Genomic DNA, 11,983 nt, shown 5'->3' on the forward strand with positions numbered 1-11,983 from the left:
CGGGCCGTGCCAGGCCGGCAGCCGGTGGCGCCGCGTTCGCCGCCGGGACCGCGGGCCGTGACAGGCGGGTGCCGCGCGAGGCGGCGGAGGGGACGGCGGCGAGCAGCGTCCGCGTGTACGGGTGGGCCGGGGCGGTCAGGACCTCCCCGGCCGTCCCCTCCTCGACGACGGTCCCGTCCTTCATCACCAGGACCCGGTCGGCGATGGAGGAGACGACGGCCAGGTCATGGCTGATCAGCAGCAGCGACGTGCCGCCGGCCCGGCGCTCGGCGAGCAGCCGGAGGATCTGCGCCTGGACGGTGACGTCGAGCGCGGTGGTCGGCTCGTCGGCGATGACCAGCGGCGGTTCGGCGGCGATCGCCGAGGCGATGAGCGCGCGCTGCCGCAGCCCGCCCGAGAGCTGGTGGGGGTGCTGCCGGGCCCGCACCGCGGGCTCGGGGACGCCCACCGCCTCCAGCAGCTCCAGCACCCGCGCCGTGCGCCCGCCCCTCGGCAGGGAAGGGTGCGCGGCGAGCGCCTCGCTTATCTCGGCGCCGACGGTGCGCAGCGGGTCGAGCGAGACCAGGGCGTCCTGAAGGACCAGGCCGGCGTGCCGTCCGCGCAGCCGCCGCCAGTCCGCCGGGCGGAACGACCGGGCGTCCCGGCCGCCCAGTTCCAGCCGGGTGGCGGTCACCACGGCGCCGGGCCCCGCCAGGCCGAGGAGCGAGCGCGCGGTCACGCTCTTGCCCGAGCCCGACTCGCCCACGATGGCGACGCACTCGCCCGGGCCGATCGTGAACGACACGCCTCGCACGGCCTCGACCCCGGCGGCGGGGAAGGCGACCCGCAGGTCGGCCACCGACACCACGGGCGAGGCGGCGTCGATCCCCCGCTCCTCCCCTCCGGCCGTCGTCCCCCCGTACGTCCCCGGTGCCCGGCGGTCGGCGATCTCGGTCATCGGGTTCTCCCGTCGAAGCGGCGTTGCAGGCGCCGTCCGGTCACGGTCAGGCAGGCGACCGTGGCGATGATCGCGGCCGCCGGGAACAGCGCCTCCCACGAGGCGATGCGCAGGTACCCGCGGGCCTCCGACAGCATCGCGCCCCACTCCGGGGAGGGCGGCTGCGGGCCCAGCCCGAGGAAGCTGAGCCCGGAGGCGGCGATGATCGCCTGCCCGAGCCCGACGGTGGCCAGCACCGGGATCGGCCCGAGGACGTTGGGCAGCACGTGCCGCACGATCAGGACCGCCCGGGGCAGGCCGAACGTCACGGCCTGCTCGACGTACGCCGACCGCCGTACGACGAAGGTCTGCGCGCGGACGACGCGGGCGTAGGTGGGGATCTGGGCGACGCCGATCGCGACGATCACGCTGCCGGTGCCCGGCCCGGTGATCGCGATGACGAACAGGGCGAGGAGCAGTTCGGGGAGGGTCGACAGGACGTCGAGCGACCGGGCGAGCGCCTCGTCGGCCCAGCGGGGCGACAGCCCCGCCGCCAGGCCGGTCAGCACGCCGGCGCCCGCGGCCAGCCCGACCGCGAGCAGGCCGATGCCCGTGGAGTGGCGTGCCCCGTGCACGACCCGGGCGAGGACGTCGCGGCCGAGGTGGTCGGTGCCGAACCAGTGGGCGGCGCCGGGGGGCCGCAGCGCCTGCAGCGGGTCGGCCGCGAGGGGGTCGGCGCCGGTCAGCACCTCCGGTGCGGCCACCGCCACGACCAGCAGGGCGAGGACGACGGCCGCGGGCGCCAGACGGTACGGCCGGCGGCGCGCCGGCAGGGCGATCCCGGCCATCAGCCGGTCCTCAGCCGGGGGTCGATGAGGCGGTAGGCGATGTCGAGGAGGGTGCTGACGGTCACGTACACCAGCGCCGAAAGGATCACCAGCGCCATCACGACCGGCATGTCCTTGCCGGTCACCGCGAGCAGCGTGACCTGGCCGAGTCCGGGCCGGCCGAACACGGCCTCCACGATGATCGCCCCGCTCAGCAGCAGGCCGGTGAACCAGCCGGTGAGCGTGACCGCGGGCAGCAGCGCGTGGCGCAGGGCGTGCCGGGCCACCAGGGCCCGCTCGGTCAGCCCGCGAGCGCGGGCCGTGACCGCGAACGGCTGCTCCATGGCCCGCTCCAGCCCTTCCCTGAGCACCTGGCCGAGCACCCCGGCGATGGGCAGCCCGAGCGTCAGCGCGGGCAGCACCAGCGCGTTCCAGCCCTGGGCGCCCGACACGGGGAACCAGCCGAGCCTGAAGGAGAGCACGGCCAGCAGCAGGAGCCCGATCACGAACGGCGGCACGGACACGGCCACCAGCTCGGCGCCGGAGGCCACGCGCCGGGCCCAGGCGCCCCGGCCCGCCGTGGCGAGCGCGACCGCGACGGCGAGGACGACGCCGGTCGCCGCGGCGGCCAGGGTGAGCTGCGCGGTCGGCCCGATCTGCGAGGCGAGGACCTCCCCCACGCCCCGTTGCAGCTGGTAGGAGCGGCCGAGGTCGCCGTGGAGGAGCCGGCCGAGATAGGTCAGGTACCGGACGGCCGCCGGGCGGTCCAGCCCCCACTCGGCGGCGATCCGCGCCCGGATCTCGGGAGTGTCGGCCCCGTCGCCGATGAGGACGTCCACGACGTCGCCCGGGGCGAGCAGGAGGGCCAGGTAGGCGGCGGTCGCCGCCGCCCACAGCACGGCCAGCCCCGAGGCGAGCCGCCGGGCGACGGCCACCCCCGTCCGCCGGCCCCGGCGGTCCTTCTCCGCCCGACGCCGGCCGAGGCTGAGCGCGCGCTCGCTCACGTGCCGATCCGGACGTCGTAGGCGCTCGCGGGCGTGCCGGAGCCGGGCTCGAAGCCGAGGCCCTGGATCTCCTTGCGGGCGGCGATCTGGTCGCTCGGCACGTACACCGGCCAGACGATGGCCTCGTCGGCGACGACCTTCCGCTGGATCTTCGCGTAGAGGGCCTTGCGCTCCCCGATCCGCGAGCCGGCCGACGCCTCGGCCAGCCACCTGTCGACCTCGGCGTCCTTGAAGTGGGTGCGGTTGATCGCGCCCTTCTCCGGCAGGATCAGGTTCAGCGCGGTCCCGGCGTCGGAGTCGCCACGGGAGTTGCCGAACAGCTCGTACTGGTCGTCGTCCAGCGCCTTCTGCGCCGTGCCCTGGTCGACGACCTTCACCTGGAAGTCGATGCCGGCGGTCTGCTTGACCTGGGCCTGGATGGCCTGGGCCAGGATCTCGCGGCGGTCGCGGACGAAGGGGGCGGAGGCGACCTCGCGCACGGTGAGCCTCCTGCCGTCCTTGGTGCGATATCCCTGGGCGTCCCTGCCGGTCCATCCGGCCTGGTCGAGCAGGGCGTTGGCCTTGGCCGCGTCGCCGCCGTAGGTGTGCTCGAGGCTCGGGTCGTAGAACTGGCCGCTCTGCGCCACGATGCTCCAGGCCCGGGTGGCGGTGCCCTGGTAGACCGAGGCGAGCACCTTGTCCAGGTCGACGGCCTCGCGGAACGCCTGCCGTACGCGCTTGTCGTCGAAGGGGGCGTGGGAGGTGTTGAAGTAGTAGGAGTACGAGGTGCCGGAGTTGAGGGCGGTCCGGTAGGTCAGGCCGGGGTCGTTCTTCACCAGGGCGACCTCCGTGGCGGGCACCCCGTCGATGACCTGCACCTGGCCGGAGGTGAGCGCCCCGACGCGGACCGACGCCTCGGGCAGGAAGCGGTAGGTGATCTCGGCGAGGTGGGCCGGTCCCTGGTGGCCGGCGGTGGCGGGCGCCCACTTGTAGGCGGGGTTGCGCCGGTAGTGCGCCTCCTGGCCGCGCACGTACCGGTCGAGGATGAACGGCCCGGTGCCGACGACGTCCGGGCCGCCCGCCTTGAGGTCCTTGGCGTTCTTCAGGGACCTGGGTGAGACCTGCCCGGCGTACGGCGAGGACAGGAAGTCGAGGAACAGCCCGTCCGGCTCCTTCAGGACGATCTTGACGGTGGTGGGCGAGACGACCTCGGTGTGGTCGTAGGCGTGCAGCTGGATCGCGGCGACCGCCGGGTTGTAGCCGGGGGCGTGCAGCTGGTCGAGGTTGGCCTTGACCGCGGCGGCGTCGAACTTCTCCCCGTCGTGGAAGGTGACGTCGTCGCGCAACCGCAAGGTGTAGGTCCGCCCGTCCTTGGAGACCTGCCAGGACGTGGCGAGCCAGGGGACGAACCGGCCGTCCTTCGTGCGCGCCACGAGCGCGTCGAACTGATCGAACACCAGCAGTCTGGCCTTGTTCTGCGCCCACTGCTGGGGGTTGAAGGTGATGGGCTGGGTCTCGACGGCCCAGGTCAGCGACCCGCCGGAGGCGGTCTCGGGGGCCGGGCCGGCCTGCGTCCCGCACGCGGCCGCCAGCAGGGCGGCGGCCAGCGCGGGGAGCACGCGCCGGGTGGAGATCTTCGGTCCTCCCGCCACGGTCATCGGCCTTCCCGCCACGCCGCGGCCAGCAGTTCGTAGGAGCGCACGCGGTCGGCGTGCGCGTGCGTCGCGGTGGTGACCAGGAGTTCGTCGGCCCGCGTGGCGCGCTGGAGCACCCGCAGCCGTTCGGTCACCGTCTCCGGTGACCCGACGAACTGCGTGTCGACCCGGTCGGCCACCAGCGCCCGGTCCGCCTCGCTCCAGACGTGGGCGCCGGCCTCCTCCGGGCTGGGGTACGGCATGGCGCCCTGGCCGGTGCGGATGCTGCGCACCCACAGCGGGTACGGCTTGGCGAGTTCGGCGGCCGTGGCGTCGTCCTCGGCCACGACCGCGTCGGCGGAGACGACCACGTACGGCTCGGCCAGCGTCGCCGAGGGCTTGAACGCCTCGCGGTAGGCCTCCACGGCCTCCAGCACCGAGGACGGGCTGACGTGGTAGTTCGCCGCGAACGGCAGCCCGCGCTCCCCCGCCACCTGGGCGCTCTGCCCGCCGCTGCTGCCCAGGATCCACACCTCGACGTCCGCGCCCTCGCCGGGCACCGCGTGCGCGGCGTACCCGTCCGGAGAGGTGAAGGTGCCGCGCAGGAAGGCGATCACGTCGTCGACCTGCTCGGCGAAGTCGGGGGTCCGCGCGCCCGGCTGCTGCAGCAGCGACGCCTGGAAGGCCAGCTGCGGGGACCGGGCCAGCGCGGACCAGTCGAACGGCGGCGGGATGAGCAGCCCGTCCACGACGCGGGAGCCGGCGGGCCCGGCCGGCCGCTCCGGCGGCTTGGCGGTCTGTCCGGCCAGCTCGGCCCGGCGCTGCCCCGACCGGCCGAGGCCGAGGTCGACGCGGCCGGGATGCAGGGCGTCGATCAGGCCGAACTGCTCGACCACGGCCAGGGGCGTCTGGTGCCCGAGCTGCACCGCGCCGGAGCCCACCCTGATGCGGCTGGTGGCGGCGGCGACCAGGGCGATCAGGACGGCCGGGGCCGAGCTCGCGACCCCGGCGGCGAAGTGGTGCTCGGCCAGCCAGTACCGGTGGTAGCCGAACTCCTCGGCCCGCCGGGCGAGGTCGAGCGTGTCACGCAGCGCGTCGCCGGCGGTGCTCCCGGACGGGATGGGTGCCAGATCGAGGATGGACAGGGGAACGGTCATGACAGCCCTTCCGGGAACGGCCTGCTGGGGATCTCTCGGCGGAGCACGGGGGCGATCTCCGCCTGGAACAGTTCGAGCGCGGCGCGGTGCCGGGCGGGGGGCAGCCCGTCGGCGTCGGCGTGCAGGTGCATCACCTCGTGCCCGAAACGCTTGTGGTAGCGGAGGACCTTGTCGATGATCTGCTGGGGACTGCCCACGAGGTGCGAGCCGCGTTCGACGGCGTCCTCCAGCGAGTCGAACACCCGCGGCGCGCCGTACCTCCTGAACGTCTCCTGCCGCGCCTCGAAGATCGGCCGGTAGGTCTCGATCGCCTCCTGCGAGGTGGGGGCGGTGTAGAACGCCGCGGTCCCGGCCCCCACCAGGGCGCCGGCCGGGTCGTGCCCGTAGTACGCCCACCGCTCGCGGTAGTGGTCGATCAGCTCGGCGTACGGCTCGATGGGGTTGGTGACGTTGGCGGAGAACAGCGGGTCGCCGTAGCGGGCGGCCAGGTCCACCGAGTCCTTGCTGGTGGCGCTGCCGTGCCAGACGCGGATCGGCCGCTGCAACGGCCGCGGCAGGGCCTCGGCGTCGGTGAGCGAGGGCCGGAAGCGGCCCTCCCAGGTGACCTTGTCCTCCCGCCACAGCCGGCGGAACAGGTCGTACCCCTCGGCGTTGCGGTCCCACTGGTCCTCGGTGGTGACGTGGAACAGCTCGGCCTGCGCGGATCCGTTGCCCTTGCCGATGATCAGTTCGAGGCGGCCGCCGGACAGGTGGTCGAGGGTGGCGTAGTCCTCGTAGGCCCGCACGGGGTCGAGGAGGCTGAGGGTGGTGACGGCGGTGAACAGCCGGATGCGAGAGGTCCTGGCGGCGATGTGGCTGAGCACCACGGGCGGCGAGGAGGAGATGAACGGCCGCTCGTGCCGCTCCCCCACCCCGAACCCGTCGAAGCCGAGCTCCTCGGCCAGCACCGCGCCGGCGACGACCTCGCGGAACCGTTCGGTGGTGGAGACCCTGCCGTCGTGCGCGATGAGGGTGATCGCGAGGAACTTCACGCTGTGGTCGCCTTCTCGTGCAGGTCGGCGGGGTGGTGGGGGTCGAGGACCTTGCGCGGGTCGACGAGCCGGTCCCGGCCCTCCGGCGTCCGGTAGCGGCCGGCGGGACGGGGAAGGCCGAGCAGCCCGCGCAGGGTCGCCGCCTCGTACCGGTCCCGGAAGGCGCCGCGGGCGCGCAGTTCGGGGACCAGCCGTCGGCTGATCGCCTCCAGGTCCAGCGGCAGCACGCCCGGGCGCAGCCGGAAGCCCTGGATCCCGGCGCGCCGCCAGTCGAGCAGCAGGTCGGCCAGCTCCCCCGCGCTCCCGGCGAACACGGCGGCGTCGGAGACCGGCTCCGCCCCGGCCAGCTCGTCCAGCCGGGCCCTGCGCTCCACGGCGTCCTCGCCGAGGAAGACCAGCAGGTCGGCGAAGATCTTCAGCGGCTCCCCCTCCCTCGGGACGCTCCGGACCTGCCGGACGATCGCCTCGGCCTCCTCGCGGCTGTGCGGGGTGACGAACACCACGTCGGCCGAGCGGGCGGGCAGCTCGTACGGCACCCGGGAGCGGCCGTGGTCGAGCACCGTGACGAGCGGCTGGCCCTGGGGCGGGCGCGGGGTGATCGAGGGGCCCTTCACCGAGAAGGCCGGCCCGGCGAAGTCGATGTAGTGGAGCTTGTCCCGGTCGACGAACCTGCCGGTCGCCACGTCGCGGATCTCGGCGTCGTCCTCCCAGCTGTCCCACAGGCGGCGGGCCACCTCCACGGCGTCCGCGGCCTCCTCGAACAGGCCGGCGACCCGGTCGGGCGACAGGTCGTCCGGGTCGAGGAGGGGCACGTCCCTGCGCCCGAAGTTCGCGGCCTCGGACCTGCGGGGCGAGACCTGCACCCGCCAGCCCGCCCGTCCGAGACTGACGTGGTCGAGAGTGGCGATGCCGATCGCCACGTGGAACGGCTCGGTGTGGGTGGTGGTGGCGGTCGGCACCAGGCCGACGCGGCTGGTCAGGGGCGCGATCGCGGCCGCGATCAGCACCGCGTCCAGGCGTCCGCGGACCTGGTCGGCCCGTCCGTCGGGACCGTCGAGGAGCGTGGACTGCAGCCCGAGGGAGTCCTCGATCGTGACGAAGTCGAGCAGGCCGCGCTCGGCCTCGGCGGCGAGCCCGGCCCAGTACCGCGCGGTGAGCAGCGCCCTGGGGGCGGCGGCCGGGTCGCGCCAGGCCGCCGGGTGCCATCCGGCGCCGTCGAGGGCGACGGCCAGGTGCAAGGGGGCGGTCGTCACAACGTTCCTTCCGGGACGGGGGCGGATTCCTGCGGGACGGCGACGGATTCCTGCGGGGACAGGGCACCGCCGCGGCCTCCTGACGGCTTCGCGCCCGCCGGCAGTGGCGGGCGCGGGGACAGGGCCGTCACGGCGCCACTCCGGGCCAGGCGGGCACCGCCAGGCCGAGGTGGTCGCGGAGCGTGCTCCCCTCGTACTCGGCGCGGAACACGCCGCGCTCCTGCAGGAGCGGGACGACCCGGTCGACGAAGTCGTCCAGCCCTCCGGGGGTGAGGTGCGGGACGAGGATGAAGCCGTCGGCGGCGTCGGCGCGGACGAACTCCTCGATCCGCCGGGCCACCGTCTCCGGCGACCCGACGAACGACTGGCGGCCGGTCATCTCGATGACCAGATCGCGGATGCTCAGGCCCTTCTCCTCGGCCACCGCGCGCCACTTGGCCGCGACCGCGCCCCGGTCGGCGAGCCGGACCCGGCCCTGCGAGAGGTCCTGCTCCAGCGCGGGCTCGACGTCGGGGAGCGGGCCCTCGGGGTCGTAGGCGGACATGTCCCGGCCCCACACCTGCTCCAGGAAGGCGATCGCGGTCTGCGGGCCGACCTGCAGGCGGCGGATCTCGGCCGCGTTCTCCGCCGCCTCGGCGTCGGTGTCCCCCAGGGCGTAGGTGGCGGCGGGCATGATCTTCAGCTCGTGCCTCGCGCGGCCGTACTTCGCCAGGCGGCGCTTGACGTCGGCGTAGAACGCCCGGCCGTCCTCCAGGGTGCCGTGGCGGCTGAAGATGATGTCGGCGTTCGCGGCGGCGAACTCCCTGCCCTCGTCGGAGTCGCCGGCCTGGATGACCACCGGGTGCCCCTGCGGGCTGCGCGGCACGTTGAACAGCGCCTCGACGTCGAACTGCTCGCCCCGGTGCCGGACCGTCGCGACCGAGCCCGGCCTCAGGAACGTTCCCGCCTCCCGGTCCGCGAGGATCGCCCCGGGCCGCCAGGAGTCCCACAGCCGGCGCGACAGCCGTACGAACTCCTCGGCCCGGGTGTAGCGGTCGGCGCGGTCGAGGTAGCCGCCGCGGCGGAAGTTCTCGCCGGTGAAGGCGTCGGAGGTGGTCACCACGTTCCAGGCCGCCCGCCCACCGCTGAGGTGGTCGAGGGTGGCGAGGCGCCTGGCCAGCTCGTAGGGCTCGTTGAAGGTCGCGTTGACCGTCGCCGCCAGGCCGAGCCGCTCGGTGACCGCCGTGAGGGCGGCCAGGACGGTGAGCGACTCCGGACGCCCGACCACGTCGAGGTCGTGGATCCGCCCCTTCAGCTCGCGCAGCCGCAGGCCTTCGGCGAGGAAGAAGAAGTCGAACCTGCCGCGCTCGGCGGTCCGGGCCAGGTGCTCGAAGGAGGAGAAGTCGATCTGACTGCGCGATCGCGGGTCCGCCCACACGGTGGTGTTGTTCACCCCGGGGAAGTGCGCGGCCAGATGGACCTGCTTCTTGGGCGGCGCCGTCATACGCCCCACCCGCCCCGTCCGCGCCCCCGCGGACGGCACCGGCCGGGGCCGTGCCGGCGGGGTGGGAGCAGACGGGCGAGACCACGGCGGCGGACCCTTTCGAGAGCACCGCGACTCACGCGATCAGGCACAACAGAGGGAACGGTCATCAGGGCACCTCGTTCCACACGGGGTATTACCTATATAAACAGTAGGAAAACTATGTTTCCCTGTCAACAACCCCACCCACCCCGCCCCTCCCCCAACACCCCCACCCCGTCCAACCTCCGGGAACTCCCCCCGTCCGACCTCCCCGTCAACGCCCCCGCCCCGCGGCGTCCCTCTTAGCGCTTCACCCTCCTCCACCGAGCACTCCCCCCGTCCGACCTCCCCAGCGCCCGCACCTCCATCCGGCCGCCCCTCAACCCCCCGCCCCGCGGCGTCCGCGATCTCCGCCCCCGTCCGACACCCACGGAACGGCGCCGCGACGGCGAGAAGCAGTACGGCGAATCCGGCGCCCCACTACGGCGGCCGACCGGTTCCTCCCTGGTTGCTGTACTGTCGCGGGTCATGGCAGGACGACCGGCGGCAGGTGGGGGGCGATGGGTCGCGGTCGGCCCGGAGCGGCTCGAGGGCTGGCTCGGCAGGTTCGTCGAGCGGCATGGAGCCGCGAAGATCGACACCTCAGGTGACGTCGTACGGGTGCGGGCCACCGACGGCGCGGTCGCGGAACTGCATGTGCCCTTTCCTCCGCTACCCGAAGTCCCTTCGCCACCCCCGGAGACCGGCGAGCCCGCGGCCGGGGCCGTCGTGCTGCGCGCCCTGGTGGCACACGCCGACACCGAGCGCCGGATAGGTGTTCTTCTCGTCCGGCTCGGCGGCTACGCGGCAGGTGTGTTCGAAGGGGAACGGCTGATCACGTCCAAGGTCGGTTCGCGGCTCGTCCACGGCCGCAGCGCGGCGGGCGGCTGGTCGCAGCAGCGCTTCGCCCGGCGGAGGGAGAAGCAGGCGGGCGAGGCGTCACGGGCGGCGGCCGAGGTGGCCGTACGCGTGCTGGTGCCCCAGGTGGACGCGCTGGACGCGGTCGTCCTCGGAGGAGATCGCCGCGCGGTCGACGCCCTGCGCGCAGACCGGCGACTGGAAGCCGTCTTCGCGCTTGAGACGCCGCCGTTCCTGGACGTGCCCGACCCCCGGCTGGCCGTCCTCCAGGAGACCCCCAAGACCTTCCGCGCCGTCCGTATCCGCCTCCTCGACCCCGCTCCGTAGGCGGCGGTCAGGTCGTCGGTGGGCCGTAGGCTCTCAGGAACGTGTCGACCGCGGCCGTGGCCACCTGGCGGGTCTCCGTGGACGGGACCTTGCGGGTGCCGAGGCGGGAGCGTGTCTCCATGGGGGCGGTGAGCAGGGCCAGGAAGTGCTCCGCGGCCTGGGCGGGGTCGCAGTGCCGTAGGCGTCCGGAGAGGGAGAGCCGGGCCAGCCTGTCGGCCAGCGCCTCGGCCAGCCCTCGCGAGGTACGACCCTGGACGATCTCGATGATGTCGGGGAAACGGGCCACCTGGGCGTAGGTCAGCCAGCGCAGTGATCGCGAGCGCTCACTGGAGCAGACCCGGAGCATCCGGTAGGCGACGTCCTCCAAGGCGGCGCGCAGGTCGTCGCCCGGCTCGCGCAGCCGTTCGACGACGGCGAGGTTCTCGGCGGCCACGACCTCGGCCGCCGCCTCCAGGGCGTGCCGGAACAGGTTCTCCTTGTCGTGAAGGTGGTTGTAGACCGTCAGCTTGGCGACGCCCGCCTCCTCGGCGATCTCCTGCACGCACGCCTCGGAGTAGCCCCGGCGGGCGAACACGGTGAAGGCGGCGTCCAGGATCGCCCGCCGCTTGTCGATGCGCCCACGTGAAGCCGCCCGCCCGGTCTGGGCCGTTCCTCCCGTCACGCTCGCACTGTACCGCCGGCGCATGCGCCCTGCACTGGTCAGGGCATCCTGATGAACCGGCCTGTACAGAACGTAATCAGATCATTAAAGTGAACCAATGAGTTCATTTCTGGTCCGGTCACCTGCGACGAAGGGACGAATATGATCGTCAACATCCTGCGGTTCAGCTTCAAAGAGGAGACGACCGAGGAGGAGAAGGCCGAGGTGCTGACCGCGATGCGGCGCACCGCGAGCGTCGAGTCGGTGTCGTTCTCGACCGTCGGCCAGGACCTCGGCGATCCCGCCGAGGGCTACACCCACGCGTACTGCGTGGGGGTGGCGGACCTGGCCGCACTGGAGAGGTACATGCACGACCCGGTCCACCTCGCGGGGGACCACGTGATCCTTCCCCACCTCGCCGGCCTCTCGGCGGTCCGCCTTTCGGACGACATGGATCCCGAGCTGAACGACAAGGTCACGGCGATGCACCTGAAGAAGGTCGCGACCTATCCCGACTGGGGCCGGCTCGTGGAGGCGGTCTCCGGCGGCCAGATCCCCGCCCGCGCCTGAGCCGGAACGGACCCGGCAGGAACCGTGCCGCCGCGCCTCACGACCGGCGCCGGCCACAGCGGAGCCTCATATCGGCGCCGACCGCGATGGCAGGTCGTTGTATCCGGCGGAGGTGCGGCGGCACATCAGGGACTTTCACGGCAGCATGGCGATATATCGCGCGGGACCGCGCAAACCGGCTACGCGCTCCCACCGAGGCGCGGCAGAACATCGCACGGCATCGGGCGCACACGGGCCATCCGCT

At 73.7% G+C, this 11,983-nt stretch carries 11 protein-coding genes; 2 read left to right on the forward strand and 9 right to left on the reverse strand.

The features are described from left to right. The 8 genes from KIK05_RS31465 to KIK05_RS31500 all read right to left on the reverse strand — a co-directional run. Positions 1–937, reverse strand: a 937-nt coding sequence (locus KIK05_RS31465; RefSeq protein WP_214414530.1) for an ABC transporter ATP-binding protein, incomplete at its 3' end; no start/stop codon positions are given. After that, complete coding sequence (locus KIK05_RS31470) at positions 934–1,764, reverse strand: ABC transporter permease (protein WP_214410839.1); 831 nt, start codon at positions 1,762–1,764, stop codon at positions 934–936. The genes KIK05_RS31465 and KIK05_RS31470, both read right to left, overlap by 4 nt. After that, positions 1,764–2,747: an ABC transporter permease gene (locus KIK05_RS31475; protein WP_308249883.1), complete on the reverse strand. Its 984-nt coding sequence runs from the start codon at positions 2,745–2,747 to the stop codon at positions 1,764–1,766. The genes KIK05_RS31470 and KIK05_RS31475 overlap by 1 nt, the downstream gene beginning before the upstream one ends. Further along, complete coding sequence (locus KIK05_RS31480) at positions 2,744–4,384, reverse strand: ABC transporter substrate-binding protein (protein ID WP_214410838.1); 1,641 nt, start codon at positions 4,382–4,384, stop codon at positions 2,744–2,746. The genes KIK05_RS31475 and KIK05_RS31480 overlap by 4 nt, the downstream gene beginning before the upstream one ends. After that, complete coding sequence (locus KIK05_RS31485) at positions 4,381–5,517, reverse strand: MsnO8 family LLM class oxidoreductase (RefSeq protein WP_214410837.1); 1,137 nt, start codon at positions 5,515–5,517, stop codon at positions 4,381–4,383. The genes KIK05_RS31480 and KIK05_RS31485 overlap by 4 nt, the downstream gene beginning before the upstream one ends. Further along, the gene (locus KIK05_RS31490; RefSeq protein ID WP_214410836.1) at positions 5,514–6,548 is read right to left on the reverse strand and encodes an LLM class flavin-dependent oxidoreductase; all 1,035 of its coding nucleotides are present in this window, start codon (positions 6,546–6,548) and stop codon (positions 5,514–5,516) included. Before KIK05_RS31490 ends, KIK05_RS31485 begins: the two co-directional genes overlap by 4 nt. Then, entirely contained in the window at positions 6,545–7,801 is a 1,257-nt protein-coding gene (locus KIK05_RS31495; RefSeq protein WP_214410835.1) for an LLM class flavin-dependent oxidoreductase, read from the reverse strand. The genes KIK05_RS31490 and KIK05_RS31495 overlap by 4 nt, the downstream gene beginning before the upstream one ends. A gap of 127 nt (positions 7,802–7,928) precedes the next feature. Beyond that, positions 7,929–9,284, reverse strand: coding sequence for an NtaA/DmoA family FMN-dependent monooxygenase (locus KIK05_RS31500; protein WP_214410834.1), 1,356 nt, complete (start codon positions 9,282–9,284; stop codon positions 7,929–7,931). Between the two features lie 549 nt (positions 9,285–9,833). Between KIK05_RS31500 and KIK05_RS31505 the strand changes: the two genes are divergently transcribed. After that, positions 9,834–10,529 carry an acVLRF1 family peptidyl-tRNA hydrolase gene (locus KIK05_RS31505; RefSeq protein WP_214410833.1) on the forward strand — a complete coding sequence of 232 codons (696 nt, stop codon included), beginning with the start codon at positions 9,834–9,836 and terminating at the stop codon, positions 10,527–10,529. 7 nt (positions 10,530–10,536) lie between these two features. Here KIK05_RS31505 and KIK05_RS31510 read toward each other — a convergent pair whose 3' ends face one another. Then, entirely contained in the window at positions 10,537–11,190 is a 654-nt protein-coding gene (locus KIK05_RS31510) for a TetR/AcrR family transcriptional regulator (RefSeq protein ID WP_308249882.1), read from the reverse strand. A gap of 141 nt (positions 11,191–11,331) precedes the next feature. Here KIK05_RS31510 and KIK05_RS31515 point away from each other — a divergent pair, with 141 nt between their 5' ends. After that, entirely contained in the window at positions 11,332–11,739 is a 408-nt protein-coding gene (locus tag KIK05_RS31515) for a Dabb family protein (protein ID WP_214410831.1), read from the forward strand. Positions 11,740–11,983 lie beyond the last annotated feature (244 nt).

Origin of the sequence: Sphaerisporangium fuscum (assembly GCF_018531465.1) — a bacterium.
GTDB classification, from domain to species: domain Bacteria; phylum Actinomycetota; class Actinomycetes; order Streptosporangiales; family Streptosporangiaceae; genus Sphaerisporangium; species Sphaerisporangium fuscum.

What these genes read in the sequence shown, in the direction of transcription:
- KIK05_RS31470 (WP_214410839.1), bottom strand. Translation starts at nt 1,764, where the DNA reads ATGGCCGGGATCGCCCTGCCGGCGCGCCGCCGGCCGTACCGTCTGGCG.
- KIK05_RS31480 (WP_214410838.1), bottom strand. Translation starts at nt 4,384, where the DNA reads ATGACCGTGGCGGGAGGACCGAAGATCTCCACCCGGCGCGTGCTCCCC.
- KIK05_RS31485 (WP_214410837.1), bottom strand. Translation starts at nt 5,517, where the DNA reads ATGACCGTTCCCCTGTCCATCCTCGATCTGGCACCCATCCCGTCCGGG.
- KIK05_RS31500 (WP_214410834.1), bottom strand. Translation starts at nt 9,284, where the DNA reads ATGACGGCGCCGCCCAAGAAGCAGGTCCATCTGGCCGCGCACTTCCCC.
- KIK05_RS31505 (WP_214410833.1), top strand. Translation starts at nt 9,834, where the DNA reads ATGGCAGGACGACCGGCGGCAGGTGGGGGGCGATGGGTCGCGGTCGGC.
- KIK05_RS31515 (WP_214410831.1), top strand. Translation starts at nt 11,332, where the DNA reads ATGATCGTCAACATCCTGCGGTTCAGCTTCAAAGAGGAGACGACCGAG.